General features: G+C 71.0%; 10 protein-coding genes. 5 read left to right on the top strand and 5 right to left on the bottom strand.

What is annotated here, in order from left to right:
- Window positions 1–46 precede the first annotated feature (46 nt).
- Window positions 47–871, top strand: a complete 825-nt coding sequence (locus ACIHAD_RS05760) for a glycerophosphodiester phosphodiesterase (RefSeq protein ID WP_397353189.1) — start codon at window positions 47–49, stop codon at window positions 869–871.
- A 63-nt stretch (window positions 872–934) separates the two neighbouring features.
- Here ACIHAD_RS05760 and ACIHAD_RS05755 read toward each other — a convergent pair whose 3' ends face one another.
- The 3 genes from ACIHAD_RS05755 to ACIHAD_RS05745 all read right to left on the bottom strand — a co-directional run bounded on the left by ACIHAD_RS05755 (window position 935) and on the right by ACIHAD_RS05745 (window position 5092).
- Entirely contained in the window at window positions 935–3745 is a 2811-nt protein-coding gene (locus tag ACIHAD_RS05755) for a vitamin B12-dependent ribonucleotide reductase (protein WP_397353188.1), read from the bottom strand.
- On the bottom strand, window positions 3742–4197 hold the full coding sequence (nrdR, locus tag ACIHAD_RS05750; RefSeq protein WP_103955744.1) for a transcriptional regulator NrdR: 456 nt from the start codon (window positions 4195–4197) through the stop codon (window positions 3742–3744). The genes ACIHAD_RS05755 and nrdR overlap by 4 nt, the downstream gene beginning before the upstream one ends.
- 523 nt (window positions 4198–4720) lie before the next feature.
- On the bottom strand, window positions 4721–5092 hold the full coding sequence (locus ACIHAD_RS05745; RefSeq protein WP_397353186.1) for a hypothetical protein: 372 nt from the start codon (window positions 5090–5092) through the stop codon (window positions 4721–4723).
- A 1473-nt stretch (window positions 5093–6565) separates the two neighbouring features.
- Between ACIHAD_RS05745 and lexA the strand changes: the two genes are divergently transcribed.
- Window positions 6566–7273, top strand: coding sequence for a transcriptional repressor LexA (gene lexA, locus ACIHAD_RS05740; protein WP_397353185.1), 708 nt, complete (start codon window positions 6566–6568; stop codon window positions 7271–7273).
- Between the two features lie 811 nt (window positions 7274–8084).
- The gene (locus tag ACIHAD_RS05735; protein ID WP_397353184.1) at window positions 8085–9167 is read left to right on the top strand and encodes a MalY/PatB family protein; all 1083 of its coding nucleotides are present in this window, start codon (window positions 8085–8087) and stop codon (window positions 9165–9167) included.
- Window positions 9168–9202: 35 nt separating this feature from the next.
- Here the strand turns inward: ACIHAD_RS05735 and ACIHAD_RS05730 are convergent, their stop codons facing one another.
- Window positions 9203–12349 carry a PDZ domain-containing protein gene (locus ACIHAD_RS05730; RefSeq protein ID WP_397353183.1) on the bottom strand — a complete coding sequence of 1049 codons (3147 nt, stop codon included), beginning with the start codon at window positions 12347–12349 and terminating at the stop codon, window positions 9203–9205.
- 155 nt (window positions 12350–12504) lie between these two features.
- On the opposite strand from ACIHAD_RS05730, the gene ACIHAD_RS05725 reads away from it, so the two are divergent.
- Together ACIHAD_RS05725 and ACIHAD_RS05720 are read left to right on the top strand one after the other, a co-directional pair.
- Complete coding sequence (locus ACIHAD_RS05725; RefSeq protein WP_397353182.1) at window positions 12505–12927, top strand: hypothetical protein; 423 nt, start codon at window positions 12505–12507, stop codon at window positions 12925–12927.
- A 49-nt stretch (window positions 12928–12976) separates the two neighbouring features.
- Window positions 12977–13945, top strand: a complete 969-nt coding sequence (locus ACIHAD_RS05720; protein WP_397353181.1) for a TIGR03557 family F420-dependent LLM class oxidoreductase — start codon at window positions 12977–12979, stop codon at window positions 13943–13945.
- A gap of 24 nt (window positions 13946–13969) precedes the next feature.
- Here the strand turns inward: ACIHAD_RS05720 and leuS are convergent, their stop codons facing one another.
- Complete coding sequence (gene leuS, locus ACIHAD_RS05715) at window positions 13970–16450, bottom strand: leucine--tRNA ligase (protein ID WP_397353180.1); 2481 nt, start codon at window positions 16448–16450, stop codon at window positions 13970–13972.
- Between the last annotated feature and the right edge of the window lie 13 nt (window positions 16451–16463).

The following is a 16463-nucleotide window of genomic DNA, read 5'->3' as shown; positions in this document are numbered from 1 at the left end:
TTGTCATGGTCGGGTTTGTCGGTCTCTCCCCCAACCGAGGAGATCCATGCTCCGGCGACTCGCCCTGTCCCTGCCCCTCGTCGTCCTCGCCCTCGCCTCCCCGCCCGCCGCCGCCGTCGACACCGTGGTCAACGTCGCCCATCGGGGCGCGTCGGCGTACGCGCCGGAGAACACCATCGCCGCATTCCAGCTCGCCGCCCGCCAGGGAGCCGGCATGTTCGAGCTGGACGTCCAGGAGACCAAGGACCATGAACTGGTCCTGATGCACGACACCACCCTCGCCCGGACCACCGACGCCGAGCGCGTCCTGCCCGACCTGGCCCCCTGGCGGGTACGCGACCTCACGTTCGCGCAGGTCCGCGGACTGGACGCGGGCTCCTGGTTCGACCGGGAGTACACCGGCGAGCGGGTCCCGACCCTTCAGGGGGCGCTGCGCGCGATGGCCGGCTCCGGCGCCGGCCTGCTGCTGGAGGTCAAGGAGCCCCGGCTCTACCCGGGCATCGAGGCCCGCATCGTCCGGGCGCTGCGCGCCGAACCCGTCTGGCTCACGCCGGGGCGGCTGGTGGCGCAGTCGTTCGACTGGGACTCGATGCGCGCCTTCCACCGGATGCTGCCCGAGGTCCCGATCGGGCTGCTCGGCACGCCGGACACCGCCGCGCTGCCCGGCCTGTCCAGGTTCGCCGACCACGTCAACCCGCCGTACGCCGCGATCACCCCTTCGTACGTGAAGCTCGCGCACGACCACGGTATGAAGGTCTTCGCCTGGACGGTCGACAACCCCGACATCATGCACCGCCTGCTGACGTACCAGGTGGACGGCATCATCACCGACAAACCCGACGTCCTGCGCGACGTGCTGACCGAGACCTGACCCCGCGCACGCCACTGAGGGGGACCCGGTCCCGGATCCCCCTCAGCTCAGCTCAGCGCGGAATCAGCTGCAGCCGCTGGTCGAGCCGCAGCCCTCGCAGACGTAGCAGCTTCCGGCGGGCCGCATCTTGGTGCCGCAGGTCATGCAGAGCGGCGCGTCGGCGGTGAACCGCTGGTGGCTCTCCAGCGTCAGCTCCTTGACCGGCTCCTGCTTCGGCTTCTCCTCGATGGGCGCCGACTGGGCCAGCGCCTCCCGGTCGACCGCCTCCTGCAGCGCCGCCGGGTCCTCGCCGCGCTGCTGCGCGGCGCGCTCGGCCGCCGAGAAGATGCCGAGGGCCGCCCGCTCGTCGTAGGGCAGGTGGTCGAGGGCCAGGCGGCGGAAGATGTAGTCCATCACCGACGTGGCCATCCGGATGTCCGGGTCGTCCGTCATGCCCGCCGGCTCGAACCGCATGTTCACGAACTTGCTCATGTACGTCTCCAGCGGCACCCCGTACTGGAGGCCGATGGAGATCGCCACCGAGAAGGCGTCCATGACGCCCGCCAGCGTCGAGCCCTGCTTGGACATCTTGAGGAAGACCTCGCCGAGCCCGTCGTCAGGGTAGGACGAAGCGGTCATGTAGCCCTTGGCGCCGCCCACGGTGAAGCGGGTGGTCATGCTGGGACGCTGGTTGGGCATGCGCCGCCGGGTCGGCCGGTTGACCTCGATGACCTTGACCTCGGGCTCGGCCTCGACCGCCTTCGGCTCGTCCTTCTTGGCGCCGCTGCCGGCCGACAGCGGCTGGCCGACCTTGCAGTTGTCGCGGTAGACGGCCAGCGCCTTCAGGCCGAGCTTCCAGCCCTCCAGGTAGACCTGCTCGATGTCGTCGATCGTGGCCGACTCCGGCAGGTTGACCGTCTTGGAGATCGCGCCGGACAGGAACGGCTGGGTCGCCGCCATCATCCGCACGTGGCCCATCGGCGCGATGGCCCGCTCGCCCATCGCGCAGTCGAACACCTCGTAGTGCTCCTTGCGCAGGCCGGGGGCGTCGACGACGTGGCTGTGCTCGCCGATGTACTCGACGATGGCCTCGATCTGCTCCTGCTGGTAGCCGAGCTGCCTGAGCGCCCGCGGGATCGTCTGGTTGACGATCTGCATCGAGCCGCCGCCGACCAGCTTCTTGAACTTGACCAGCGCGAGGTCCGGCTCGATACCGGTGGTGTCGCAGTCCATCATCAGGCCGATGGTGCCGGTGGGGGCGAGCAGGCTGGCCTGAGCGTTGCGGTAGCCGTTCTTCTCGCCGACCCTCAGGCACTCCGACCACTGGCGCGACGCCTCGGCGTGGATCTTCGCGTCCATGGTGCCGACCGTGCGCAGGTTGTCGTTGGCCGCGGCGTGCTTGCGCATGACCCGCTTGTGCGGCTCGGCGTTGCGGGCATAACCGTCGTACGCCCCCACCACCCCGGCCAGCTCGGCGCTGCGCCGGTAGGACACGCCGGTCATCAGCGACGTGATCGCCCCGGCCACCGCCCGGCCGCCGTCGGAGTCGTAGGCGTGGCCCGTGGCCATGAGCAGCGCGCCCAGGTTGGCGTAGCCGATGCCGAGCTGGCGGTAGGCCCGCGTGGTCTCGCCGATCTTCTCGGTCGGGAAGTCGGCGAAGGTGATCGAGATGTCCATCGCGGTGATGATCAGCTCGGTCAGCTTGACGAAGTCGGCGACGTTGAAGGTGTTGTCGTCCTTCAGGAACTTCAGCAGGTTGATGCTGGCCAGGTTGCACGAGGAGTTGTCCAGGTGCACGTACTCGGAGCACGGGTTGCTGGCGGTGATCCGGCCGGTCTCGGGCGTGGTGTGCCAGTCGTTGATCGTGTCGTCGTACTGCACGCCCGGGTCGGCGCACTCCCAGGCGGCCTTGGCCATCTTGCGGAACAGGTCCTTGGCGTCGACCTTCTCGATGACCTCGCCGGTCAGGCGGGCGCGCAGGCCGAACTCGTCGCCCTTCTCCACCGCGCGCATGAACTCGTCGGAGACGCGCACCGAGTTGTTGGCGTTCTGGTACTGGACGGAGACGATGTCCTTGCCGCCCAGGTCCATGTCGAAACCGGCGTCACGCAGGGCGCGGACCTTGTCCTCCTCGCGCGCCTTGGTCTCGATGAACTCCTCGATGTCGGGGTGGTCGACGTCGAGCACGACCATCTTGGCCGCCCGGCGCGTCGCGCCGCCCGACTTGATGGTGCCCGCGGAGGCGTCCGCGCCGCGCATGAAGCTGACCGGGCCGCTGGCCGTGCCGCCGCTGGAGAGCAGCTCCTTGGACGAACGGATGCGGGACAGGTTGACCCCCGAGCCCGAACCGCCCTTGAAGATCACGCCCTCTTCCTTGTACCACTCCAGGATCGACTCCATCTGGTCGTCCACGGAGAGGATGAAACACGCGCTGACCTGCTGCGGCGAGGCGGTGCCCACGTTGAACCAGACCGGCGAGTTGAACGCGAAGACCTGGTGGATCAGCGCGTGCTTGAGCTCGTGGTCGAAGATCTCGGCGTCTTCCTCGCCGGCGAAGTAGCCGTGCTCGACGCCCGTCCTGGTGTAGACGCCGACCACCCGGTCGACGAGCTGCTTCAGGCTCCACTCGCGCTGCGGCGTGCCCACGGCGCCGCGGAAGTACTTGGTGGTCACGATGTTGGCCGCGTTCACCGACCAGAACTCGGGGAACTCGACGCCCCGCTGCTCGAAGTTGATCGAGCCGTCGCGCCAGTTCGTCATCACGACGTCGCGGCGCTCCCACTGGACCTCGTCATACGGGTGCACGCCGGGCTTCGTGAAGATCCGCTTCATCCTCAACCCCTTACGCGGCCGCTTACCCCCGCGCGCCACTGAACCGCTGGCCGTGTCCGTCATGACTCCCCCTTCTCCGCCTTCAACTGTGAGATCTCGGCCTCGAAGTCCGCCAGGCTCTCGAAACCGCGATAAACCGATGCGAATCGCAGGTAGGCCACCTCGTCCAGCTCCCGGAGCGGACCGAGGATCGCCAGGCCCACCTCGTTCGACGGCAGCTCGGCCGCACCCTTGGCCCGGATGGCCTCCTCGACCCGCTGCCCTAGCTGGGCCAGCGAATCCTCACTGACCGGCCTGCCCTGACAGGCCCGCCGCACGCCCGCGACGACCTTGTCCCGCGAGAACGGCTCCGTCACCCCGCTGCGCTTGCTCACCATCAGCAGGACGGTCTCCTGCGTGGTGAACCTGCGCCCGCACTCGGGACAGGTGCGGCGGCGCCTGATGGCCGCGCCGTCGTCCGTGGACCGGCTGTCGATGACCCTGGTGTCAGGGTGGCGACAGAACGGACAGTGCACGGCTTCGCCTCCTTGACCCGCACGGCCCACCACACGCGTAAAACCCTCGCCGCGGTACGCTCGCGCACGCCCCACGGCTCGCCATGGTGCGGTCACGGAAACACAAGGTGTGGTGAACCGACATCGGTGTAACTACTAGATGTTGTGGTCCAACCGTAGAAGCGCGCGACCATGAACGCAAGTTGAGCAACACCCTGGAGCTGAAGTCGCTGATCAGCCCCCGAGTCACACCGGCCCCGGGCGTGTCGCCCCGGCCACGCCCCCGCGCGCCTCGGACGACCCGTCTCGCGTCACCCGACGGCGACCAGCCCAAACAGGCCCCACAAAGGTACCGGAGCCCACACCCTCCCCCCACCTCCCGCGGCCCCCCGAGGACCCCACCCACTACCCCCACGAACCCCCCAGGAACCTCCGAACTCCGACTCCCCCTCGGCCCCGCCTGCAATGTCCTTGGACCGCCGTCACACCGGCCACTTCTCACCCGCCACCGCCATAACCCCGGCAGGCGGCCGCGGCACGGGCCTCACGCCACAACGCCCCATCGCCCTTCAGAACCCATCCGGCCCCACAGGCGCCCAATGGCATCGACTCCCGAGCGGTGCGCCCCCCTCAGCGAGCGCCGCGCCAGCCCGGGTCCGTGGGCGGCGAGGAAGTCGTCGACGGTCTGCGTGCCGAAGTCGTCGCGCAGGTCTCGTACGGCGTCCTCGGTGGCGAGGCGCTCGGCGATCAGCCGGTCGTGGAGTCGCCGCGGAGACAGGCCGCGGTGGTCGTCGTCGAAGTCGTCCGGATCGACCAGCCCGGCGCAGACGCGCTCGGCGGCGCGGGTGAGACGGACGTCGAGCCGTTCGTCGAACGGGCCTTCGCTGATCGTGATGGCGTGCAGGTGGCGGGACACTCGGCCCGTGATCGTTCGGACCCCCCGACCACCGCCCCTCTTCCTCTCACCGCACGTCCGCGATCCCCCACAGCGCGGCTCCCCGACCGGCCTCCACCGGCGACACCCCCGCATGGCCGGGCACAGCGAGACCCACAGCCGCATGCCCCGCCGCCCGCGTCCCCAGCCAGAATCCACCCAGGGACAGCAGAACCATCCCCACCACCAGCACGATCCGCCCCCGCCGGGTCAGCCGCACCGGAGGAGCGGGAACCTTGACGCCCCCATCCCGAGAGATCACCGCAACACCACGCCCCCGCCGCCGCAACGCACGACGACTCCACGCCCGCCCTCCACCGCTACCGGCCCGAGCACTTCCAACCCCCACAACACGCCCCGACACCTCTCGCCCCCCGCGAGCCTCGCCACCACCAGCACCTCGCGCCCCCCGACGCCCCGAGCCCCCCGGCCCGCTCACCACCTGCCCCCGCTCCCCACCCGAAGCCTCCCCCGACCGCCTGCCCCGCCGCTCGAACCGCTCCGCCGCCTGCCCCGCCGTCTGCCCGGTCCCTCGCCTACGCCTGTCGAACCGCCCGGCCATCTCCCCTCGACGCCGCCCCTGCGTCTCCAACTGCACGGCCGCCTCCCCCGAGCGCCGTCCCCGCGTTTCCGGCCGGTCGGCCGTTTCCCCGGAGCGGCGTCCCTGAGTTGCCTGCCGCTGGGTCGTCTCTCCGGAGCGGGGGCCGCGTGCGTCGGGTCGGCCCGTGACCTCTCCTGGACGACGCGCCTCACGGCCCCGCGCCACACGCCCTGCCCGTCGGCCCGAGCGCCGTTCCCGCTCGGCGGGGGCGGTCTCGGGTGGGCGGTCGTGGGGCTCTGTCACGTCCGTTCCGGCTGCGCCTGCCGTACCCCTTGGGCCGGCACGGCGGCGGCCGGCAAGCGTGTCGTCGGCGGGCCGCCGCCTCTCACCCTCCCGGGCCCCCGTCCGGTCGGTGTCCTCATCCGCGTCGGGCCGCGGTGAGGGGACCAGCCACAGATGAGGGCGGGACGAGCCGTGTGCGGCGCTTTCGGAGCCACCGGCGCGGCGCCGCCGGGTGTTCGAATCGGGCGCGGGCCGCTTTTCCCGATTTTCGTGGTGGCCGGAGTCCGTACGCGTGTCGTCTCCCCGTTGCCCACCGCCCCGGGTGGCGTCCGCGATGAGGGTGAGCCGGTTGACGTCTTCGCTGGTCGTGTCGGTGCTCGGGTTCGTTCGCACGATTGACCTCCCGCCGTCTGGCCCGAGGAAACGGCCAAAATAGATCAGCAAATCGAACACGGTGTCGATCGAACTCCCGTACGATGTTGTACACCACGCTGGCGAGAATTTCGAGGAAGACTCGAACAATTGTTTGAAGATGATCTTCAACAGCGATACGGTCGCTGTGTGCGACATCAAGACCACGGACCGGGAGGTTCGCCGGTGAGGCGGGCCGCCGCCAGGCGAGGAGGAAGAGCATGAGTGAGCGGGAAGACGCGAACGGGGTCACAGACCTCGCGGTGCGCCGACGCGACTCCCTGGGCCTGACGCCCAGGCAGCGCAAGATCCTCGAAGTGATCCGCGATTCGGTGCAGCAGCGCGGCTATCCGCCCTCGATGCGCGAGATCGGCGAGGCCGTGCAGCTGACGAGCACGTCCAGCGTGTCGCACCAGTTGACCGCCCTCCAGCGCAAGGGCTACCTGCGGCGCGACCCGCACCGGCCGCGCGCCCTGGAGGTGCGCCTGCCCGGCGAGCCCGTGATGTGGGTCGACCCCGACGCGACCGACGACGAGGCGCCGGTGAGCCGGCCGACCGCCGCGTACGTGCCGCTCGTGGGCCGCATCGCCGCCGGTGGTCCGATCCTGGCCGAGGAGAGCGTCGAAGACGTCTTCGCCCTTCCCAAGCAGCTCGTCGGCGAGGGCACGCTCTTCCTGCTCCAGGTCGCCGGTGACTCGATGATCGAGGCCGCCATCGCCGACGGCGACTGGGTGGTCGTCCGCCAGCAGCCGGTCGCCGAGAGCGGTGACATCGTGGCCGCCATGATCGAGGGCGAGGCCACGGTCAAGACGTTCAAGCGCAAGGACGGGCACGTGTGGCTGGTGCCTCACAACTCGAACTACGAGCCCATTCCGGGCGACGAGGCCAGCGTTCTGGGCAAGGTGGTGGCCGTCCTCCGTCGCCTCTAGTTCTCCGCCGACCGGCAGCCGCCCTCTCCTGAGAGGCTGCGGCGGTCGTCCGGCATCCTTGCGATCCGGCCTCCCTCGTACGGGGACTGCGGTCGCTCGCGCCATGTGGCGATTCCTCGCAAGTCGCACGCAACGAACGCCGCCCTCCCTGGCGAGGCCCTTTCACCCGGCCTCACGTGGGGGGCGGCGTTTCGGGCGTCCACCTGGAGGGGAGTGGCAGCCGCACCCGGCGGCCACCGGGCCCGCCCAGGCGATCAGCACCCGGCGAACGAGGCCCGGTGGAGCACGCGCCCCCGCCGGCCCGACACCGTGCCGCCGCCCACAGTCCGGCGAAGCTCGTGCCGGGGCACACCCGCTCGCGTTCCCTCAGGACGTCCCTCCAGGCCCCGGGCAGAAGGGACGCGGCCTGCCCCAGGGTTCAGTCCGCGCCGACCTCACGCGGTGAGAGACGCTCCTGCGACAGGGCCACCGAGTGCCGTACAGCTAGTGCGCGGCGCTGATCGACGGGACGTCGCAGCGCCCTACCAAGGGCGATCGGTGGAGCGAACGCCGCTCGTGCGCACGCAGTCGCAACCCCTGCTTGACGCCCCGGCGCCCACGGCAGGGAAGGCACCGAGCGGCCCCGACCGGGACGCCACCTGGCCCCTTCGCATACAGGCCCGATGCCACCGAGCAGGTACGCCACCCCAGCCACCCGTCCACGGGCACAGCCCCACCCCGCCACACCGCAAACTCCTAGAATGTACCTGTGACCGACACGAACCCCCCAAAAGAGACGCATGCCCCCAAAGCGTCCTCTGTCTCCAAGGAGATGAAGGACCTCAAAGGCACGCATGACGGTCTCAAGTGGGCAGACACCCCACCCGGGGTCGTCCCGGCCTGGATCGCCGACATGGACCTGTCCACCGCCCCCGAGGTGATCGAGGCCCTGACCCGCCGCGCCGCCGGCGACCTCGGCTACCCGACCTGGCTCGACAAGCCGCAGAGCGGTCCCCTGGCCGAGGCGTTCGCCGAGCGCATGGCCGCCCGCCACGGCTGGGCCGCCGACCCCTCGTACGTCCACACGTTCAGCGACATCAACCAGGCCCTCCAGGTGCTGCTGCACGTCTGGACCAGGCCCGGTGACGGCGTCGCCCTGCACACCCCCGCCTACCACCCGTTCCTGACGACCCTCGACACCATGGAACGCCCGCTCGTCCCCATCCGGCTCGAACCGGACGGCGACGCGTGGCGGTTCGAGGTGCCCGGCCTGTCCGGCTGCCGGGTGCTCCTGCTGGTCAACCCGCAGAACCCGACGGGCCGGGTGTTCACCCGCGCCGAGCTGGAAGGGCTGGCCGAGCACGCGGAACGCCACGACCTGCTGGTCCTGGCCGACGAGATCCACGCCGACCTCGCGTACGAACCGCACCGGCACATCCCCTTCGCCACGATCCTCCCCGAGCGCACGGTCACCCTCACCTCGGCGACGAAGGCGTTCAACCTGGGCGGCATCCGCTGCTCGGTCGCCCACATCGGACACGCCGGGGTGCGCGCGGCCGTGGCGGCGCAGCCGCCGTTCCTCTTCGGGTCGGCGAACCTGCTCGGGGTGGAGGCCACGGTCGCGGCCTGGCGGCACGGTGACGCCTGGCTGGACAGGACCCGGGAGCTGCTCGACCGCAACCGCCGCCTGATCGCCGAACGGCTGCCGGACCGGTTCGGCTACCGGGTCCCGCAGGCCACCTACCTGGCGTGGCTGCACACCGGGCGGCCGGGCATGGCCGAGGTGATCGAGCGGGAGGCGAGGGTGCGGCTCAACGACGGCGCGGCGTTCGGGCCGGGCGGCGCGGACTACGTACGGCTGAACTTCGCGACGACGGAAGCGCTGCTCTCGGAGATCCTCGACAGACTGAGCTGAGGGGCGCCCGGACGGGCCGCCCCTCAGCGTGGTGGTCAGCCCAGCGGCGGCAGATCGGGCGCGGTGACGGCCGGGCGCTCCTCAAGGGCGGCGAGCGCCAGCTCGATCGCCTTCTCCAGCTGCGGGTCACGGCCCGCCACCCGGTCCTGCGGCGTGATCACGACCTCGACGTCGGGATCGACGCCGTGGTTCTCCACGCCCCAGCCCGGCCCCTCCAGCCAGAACGCGTACCGCGGCTGGGTCACCACGGTCCCGTCCACCAGGGAGTAGCGCGAGTCGATGCCGATGACGCCGCCCCAGGTCCGGGTGCCGACCAGCGGGCCGAGGGCGCGGTTCTTGATCCCGGCGCTGACGATGTCGCCGTCGGACCCGGCGAACTCGTCGGCGACGGCCACGATGGGCCCGCGGGGCGAGTCCTCGGGGTAGCGCATCGGCTCGTAGCCGCGGGCCCGCGCCCAGCCGGTGACCTTGCGCGACAACTTCTCCAGCACCAGCTCCGACAGGTGCCCGCCGCTGTTCTCGCGCACGTCCACGACCAGCCCGTCGTGGGCCATCTCGGTACGCAGGTCGCGGTGGAACTGCGCCCACCCCGAGGCCACCATGTCCGGTACGTGCAGGTATCCGAGCCTGCCGCCGGACGCCTCGCGGACGAAGGCCCGCCGGCTCTCCACCCAGTCGTGGTAGCGGAGCTGGCTGTCGTCGGCCAGCGGGGTGACGACGACCCGGCGCGGCGAGCCACCGGCCGCGGGCCGCACGGTCAGCTCGACGGGCTGGTCGGCGGTGCCGGACAGCAGCGCGAGCGGGCCGCGTACCGGATCGACCGGACGGCCGCCCACCGCCACGATCGCGTCACCGGGACGGATCGCGACGCCGGGCGCGAGCAGCGGCGAGCGGGCCGCGTGGTCGGACGTCTCGCCGGGCAGGACGCGCTCGACCCGCCACGTCCCGTCCTCGTCCTTGGCCAGGTCGGCGCCGAGCAGGCCCTGACGGCGGCGCGGATCGGTGACGCCGTCGTGGCCCCGGGCGTAGGCGTGCGAGGTGCCCAGCTCGCCCTGCACCTCCCACAGCAGGTCGATCAGCTCGGAGTGGCAGCCGAGGCGGGCGACCAGCGGCTCGTACCGGTCGAGCGTGGCCTGCCAGTCCAGGCCGCCCATGTCCTCGCGCCAGAAGTGGTCGCGCATGAGCCGTCCGGCCTCGCGGTAGCCCTGGTGCCACTCGGCGACCGGGTCGATCTGGACGGTGATGCGGTCGAGGTCGATCGTGACGACCTCGTCGCCCTCGCCGGCCGCCCGCGTCTGGAGGCCGTTCTTGCCGTTGGTGACCAGCCTGGTGCCGTCGCCGCTGACCTCGAAGGCCCGCACCTCCTTGCCCAGCTCGGCCTTGGCGCGCTTCTTGAGGTCGTAGCGTTCGAGCACGGTCTCGGTCGCCGGCTCGGTCCCGTCGCCGAGCTGGCCCGTCACGGGGTGGCGGAGCCAGAGCAGCGCGTCCTTGGCGGTCCTGAGGTTGCCGTAGCGGCCCGCCGGCACGGGTACGGGCACCACCCGCGAGGCCAGCCCCTCGGGGTCCACCTCGGTACGCGGCGGCGCGTCGTCCTTCTTGTCGTCCTTGGCGGGCTTGTCGTCCTCCCCGTTGAACCCGCGTCCCTGCAACGAGGGGTCGAACGGCGACGGCGTGGTGGCCTGCAGCGGCACGATGTACGGCCGGCAGCCCGCGGGGAACGACAGGTCGAACACGTGTGCGTCGTAGACCGGGTCGAACGTGCGCACCGACAGGAAGGCCAGGTGCTTGCCGTCCTTGGTGAACATCGGGTCGTAGTCGGAGAAGCGCAGCGGCGTCACGTCGATCACGGACGTGCCGTCCACGCGGCCCATCTTGATCTGCGACAGGGGCTCGTGGTCCGGGTGCACCCAGGCCAGCCAACCGGAGTCCGGCGAGAAGGTGAGCCCGCTGATGTCGCCCTGCGTGGTGCGGTCCAGCTCCCGCAGGTTGCCCGACTCCAGGTCCACGACCAGCAGCCGCCCGTCGTGCGTGGCCACGGCCGCGTGCTTGCCGTCGGGGGCGGCGGTCAGTTCGAGCACCCTGCCGAGCTGCCCGTCGGCCAGGGTCCTGATCTCGCCGCCGGGGGTGCCGATCTCCAGCCCGTCCTCGCCGCCGGCGTCCGAGACCCACACGGCGCGGCCGTCGGCGCCGAGGGCGCGCGGGAGCCGGATCCGCACGCCGGGTTCCACCCGGAGCGCGCCCGCGGGGCCGTCGCGGTGGGTCACCCAGTGCGCGGTGCCGCGGAGCTCGACCGCGCTGGCCCGCCCGGTCGCGTCCGGCGAGAAGGCCCCGACGCGCGCGGGCGCGGGCCGCCGCGCCCGTCCCGGCCGCGGGCCGCCGAGCTTGACGTCCAGCTTGTACGGCTCGGCGTCCAGGCTCTCCAGCAGCCACAGGTCCCCCGCGTGGCTGTAGATCACCCGCCGGCCGTCGCTCGTGGCGTGGCGGGCGTAGAACTCGTCGTGGGTGGTGTGCCGGCGCACATCGGAGCCGTCGGGGAGGGCCGAGTAGAGGTTCCCCGCGCCATCGACGTCGGACAGGTAGACGATCCGGTCGCCGACCCAGTTGACCGCCCAGTACTGGGCCGGGCTGTCGGCGAACAGCCTGGCGAACTCCCCGTCGCCCTCGGCGTCGACCCAGATCTTGGCCGCCGTGCCGCCCCGGTAGCGCTTCCACTGGGACGGCTCGCGCCAGACCGGCGACACCGTGGCCACCTTCGTGCCGCTGACGGCCGCCTCGCTGACCCACCCGTACGGCAGCCGCGCCGCCGGTCCCCCGTCGAGCGGGACGGCGTACGCCCAGAGCCGGGTACGCGACGCCTCCCCGGTGGAGCTGATCGCGAGCACGGCGTCGTCGCCGGCCCATCCGCGGACGCCGGTCATCGCGTTGCCCCAGTGCGTCAGCCGCGTGCCCTCGGGGCCGTCGAGCTCGGCCGCGAACACCTCGGGGGCGCCTTCCTTGCCGCTGGTCCACGCGATGCGCGAGCCGTCGGGCGAGAACCGCGGGGCGGAGACCGGCACGCGGTCGGCGGTGAAGCGCCAGGCCCGCCCGCCGGCGACGGGGGCGAGCCAGACATCGTCGTCGGCGACGAAGGTGACCAGGTCACCGGACAGATGTGGATATCTCAGGTATGCGCCATATGTCACAGCTAGACACTAATGCGGAACACCAAACCAGCTAAAGATTTTCTCTCACAGCGGCGGTCCACCGTACGCGAACAGCCAAGACCGTCCGATGGCCCGGATGTGCGAGGAGCGACAGGGAAGGAGCCAATCGCCACAATTATCCACTGTGAGGAATCATGAGATTTTTCGCTCGCCCACACCAGCTCCCGCCCCGCCTGGCCGCCGCCGCCATCATCCTGAACTCCGGCCTGGGCAAGGCCAAGGCCGACGAGCAGACGGCGGCGGGCCTGCACGGCATGGCCTCGGGCACGTACCCGTTCCTGCGCGGCCAGGACCCGGTGGCCTTCACCAGGCTGCTGTCGAAGGGCGAGCTCGCCCTCGGGGCCGCGCTCGTCCTGCCGTTCGTGCCGTCGCTGCTGGCCGGCGCGGGGCTGACCGCGTTCGCGGCGGGCCTGCTCGGGCTCTACCTCAGGACGCCGGGCATGCGCGAGGAGGGCAGCCTGCGCCCGACCCAGCAGGGCATCGGCCTGTCCAAGGACCTCTGGCTGCTGGCGATCGGCCTGGGCCTGGTGATCGAGGAGCTCCGCAGTGACGATTGATCTCCGGACGCCCGACCCTAATGCAGACAAAGTTGGGTAGCCCGATCGCATGGTACAAATCGGCTACACCTTGATGTCCGAGCAGACCCCGGCCCGCGAACTGGTGGAGTACGCCGCCACCGCCGAGCGCGTCGGCTTCGACTACGCGGTCATCTCCGACCACTACTTCCCGTGGATCGAGGAGATGGGCCACTCGCCGTACTGCTGGTCGGTGCTGGGCGCGGCGGCGCAGGTCACCGAGCGCCTGCCGCTCATGACGTACGTGACCTGCCCCATCATGCGCTATCACCCGGCCGTGGTGGCGCAGAAGGCGGCCACGATGGGTGTGCTGAGCGAGGGCAGGTTCACGCTGGGCCTGGGCGCCGGTGAGAACCTCAACGAGCACGTCGTGGGCGAGGGCTGGCCGCCGGTGGACACCAGGCACCGGATGTTCGCCGAGGCCGTGCAGATCATCAGGGAGCTGTTCACCGGCGACTACGTCACCTATCAGGGCGAGTTCTTCGACGTCGACTCCGCCAAGCTCTACGACCTGCCGGACGAGCAGGTGCCGATCGGCATCGCGGCCTCCGGCGGCAGGTCGGCCGAGATCGCCGCGGACCTGGGCGACGCGCTGGTCATCAACGACCCCATGCCCGAGGTGGTGCAGCAGTTCCAGGCCGCGGGCGGCCAGGGCAAGCCGGTCTACGGCCAGCTCCCCATCGCCTACGACACCGACCCCGAGGCCGCCAAGGAGCGGGCGCACCGGCTGTGGCGCTGGTCGGGCGTCGGCGGCTGGAAAGTCATGGCCGAGCTGCCCGGCCCGGTGAACTTCGCCGCCGCGGCCGGCTCGGTACGCCCCGAGGACGTCGCCGAGAGCGTGCCGTGCGGCGACGACCTGGACGCGGTCGTGCAGGGCGTCAGGAAGTTCGCCGACGCCGGATACACCCACGTGGCGCTCGTGCAGATCGGGCACGACCAGCAGGAGCCGTTCTTCGACTGGGCGGAGAAGGAGCTCCTGCCGGCCCTGCGCCGGATCTAGCCGGACGAGACCCGGGGGCCCCGCCTACGGGACGATGTTGACCAGCTTGGGCGCGCGCACGATCACCTTGCGCGGCGTGCCCTGGAGGTGGGCGGCCACCTTGTCGGAGGCCAGGGCCAGGGCCCGCAGCTCGTCCTCGGAGATGTCGGGCGAGACCTCCAGCCGGTCGCGCACCTTGCCCGCCACCTGCACCACGCACGTGACCGACTCCTGCACCAGCAGCGCGGGGTCGGCGACCGGCCAGCCGGCGAAGGCGACCGGCCCCGTGCGGCCCAGGCGCTCCCAGCCCTCCTCGGCGATGTAGGGCGCCACCAGCGACAGCATGACGGCCAGCGACTCGGCGGCCTCGCGCACCGCCGGGTCGGCCGCGCCGGGACCGGAGTCGATGGCCTTGCGCGCGGCCGAGGTCAGCTCCATCAGGCGGGCCACCGCGACATTGAATCGATGCGACTCGACCAGCTTGGTGACCTCGTCGATCGTGCGGTGGGTGACCTTGCGCAGCTCGGCGTCGCCGCCCTCGAACGGCACGCCGGGCTCGGCGGTCGCCTCCGACATCACGCGCAGCGCGCGGGCCAGGAACTTCTGCGAGGCGGCCGGCGAGACGTCGGCCCAGTCGATGTCGTCCTCCGGCGGCCCGGCGAAGATCATCGTCAGGCGTACGGCGTCGACGCCGTACGCGTCGATCTGCTGGCCCAGGTCGATGCCGTTGCCCAGGGACTTCGACATGGCCTTGCCGCCGTTGATCACCTGCCCCTGGTTCAGCATGCGCAGGAACGGCTCGGTGAAGTCGAGCATGCCCATGTCGTGCAGGACCTTGGTGAAGAAGCGCGAGTACAGCAGGTGGAGCACGGCGTGCTCGATGCCGCCGACATACTGGTCGATCGGCCCCCACTTGCGCACCTGCTCGGGGTCGAACGGCCCGTCGGTGTAGCCGGGCGAGCAGTAACGCAGGTAGTACCAGGACGAGTCGACGAACGTGTCCATCGTGTCGGTGTCGCGCCTGGCCGGCCCGCCGCACTTGGGGCACTCGACGTTGACCCACTCGGTGGCGCTGGCCAGCGGGGAGACGCCCTTGGGCGCCAGCGCCTCGCCGCGCAGGTCGGGCAGCGTGACGGGCAGCTGCTCGTCGGGGACGGGCACCTCGCCGCAGTCGGCGCAGTGGATGATCGGGATCGGCGTGCCCCAGAAGCGCTGGCGGGACAGCAGCCAGTCGCGCAGCCGGAAGTTGACCGCGCCGGTGCCCCGGCCCTCGACCTCCAGGATCTCGATGATCTTGGAGATCGCCTCGACCTTGGTCAGGCCGTCCAGCGGGCCGGAGTTGACCAGGGTGCCCTCGCCGGGCGTGGCCTCGCCGGTCTCGCCGGGGTCGGCCAGGCCGGTGTGGACGACGACCTTGACCGGCAGCTCGAACCGCCGGGCGAAGTCGAGGTCGCGCTGGTCGTGGGCGGGCACGGCCATGATCGCGCCGTGGCCGTAGTCGGACAGCACGTAGTCGGCCGCCCAGACCGGGATGCGCTCGCCGTTGACCGGGTTGACCGCGTGGCGGCCCAGGAAGACGCCGGTCTTCTCCTTGTCGGTGGCCAGGCGCTCGATGTCGCTCAGCTTGGCGACCTCGGCGCGGTACGCCTCGAAGGCCGGGCGCTGCTCGTCGGTGACGATCTCGTCGGCCAGCGCGGCGTCGACCGCGACGACGAAGAACGTGGCGCCGTACAGGGTGTCGGGACGCGTGGTGTAGACGTGGACCGGCTCGTCGCGGCCCTCGATCTCGAACAGCACGTCGGCGCCCTCGGAGCGGCCGATCCAGTTGCGCTGCATGGTCAGCAGGCGCTCGGGCCAGCCGGTCAGCTGCTCCATGTCGTCCAGCAGGCGCTGGGCGTAGTCAGTGATCTTGAAGTACCACTGGGTCAGCTCGCGGCGGATGACGTCGGCGCCGCAGCGCTCGCACTTGCCCGCGACGACCTGCTCGTTGGCCAGCACCGTCTGGTCGTTGGGGCACCAGTTGACCAGGCCGCCCTTGCGGTAGGCCAGGCCGCGCTCGAAGAAGCGGTTGAACAGCCACTGGTTCCAGCGGTAGTACTCGGGGTCGCTGGTGTGCAGGCGGCGCGACCAGTCGAAGGCGATGCCGTAGCGCCGGAAGGAGTTGGCCTGCGTCTCGATGTTGGCGTAGGTCCACTCGGCGGGGTGGGCGTTGCGCTTGATCGCGGCGTTCTCGGCAGGCAGGCCGAAGGAGTCCCAGCCGATCGGGTGCAGGACGTTGTAGCCCTGCTGCATCCAGTAGCGCGCGACGACGTCGCCGATGGCGAACACCTCGCCGTGGCCCATGTGCAGGTCGCCCGACGGGTAGGGGAACATGTCGAGCATGTAGCGCCGCTCCCGGGGGTCGGCCGCGTCCTCGCTCGCCCGGTAGGGCTCCTGTTCCTCCCATCGCTGCTGCCACTTGGCCTGCAGCGCCTGCGGGTCGTACTCACTCACGGCTACTGTCCTTCTGGCTTGACTCGGACCCATAAGAAAACCCCTC

The sequence above is a fragment of the Nonomuraea sp. NPDC052265 genome, assembly GCF_044547985.1.
GTDB lineage: Bacteria > Actinomycetota > Actinomycetes > Streptosporangiales > Streptosporangiaceae > Nonomuraea.
This window is presented reverse-complemented; position numbering and strand designations above follow the sequence as displayed.

What these genes read in the sequence shown, in the direction of transcription:
- ACIHAD_RS05755 (WP_397353188.1), bottom strand. Translation starts at nt 3,745, where the DNA reads ATGACGGACACGGCCAGCGGTTCAGTGGCGCGCGGGGGTAAGCGGCCG.
- ACIHAD_RS05725 (WP_397353182.1), top strand. Translation starts at nt 12,505, where the DNA reads ATGAGATTTTTCGCTCGCCCACACCAGCTCCCGCCCCGCCTGGCCGCC.
- ACIHAD_RS05735 (WP_397353184.1), top strand. Translation starts at nt 8,085, where the DNA reads ATGAAGGACCTCAAAGGCACGCATGACGGTCTCAAGTGGGCAGACACC.
- ACIHAD_RS05760 (WP_397353189.1), top strand. Translation starts at nt 47, where the DNA reads ATGCTCCGGCGACTCGCCCTGTCCCTGCCCCTCGTCGTCCTCGCCCTC.
- leuS (WP_397353180.1), bottom strand. Translation starts at nt 16,450, where the DNA reads ATGGGTCCGAGTCAAGCCAGAAGGACAGTAGCCGTGAGTGAGTACGAC.
- lexA (WP_397353185.1), top strand. Translation starts at nt 6,566, where the DNA reads ATGAGTGAGCGGGAAGACGCGAACGGGGTCACAGACCTCGCGGTGCGC.
- ACIHAD_RS05720 (WP_397353181.1), top strand. Translation starts at nt 12,977, where the DNA reads ATGGTACAAATCGGCTACACCTTGATGTCCGAGCAGACCCCGGCCCGC.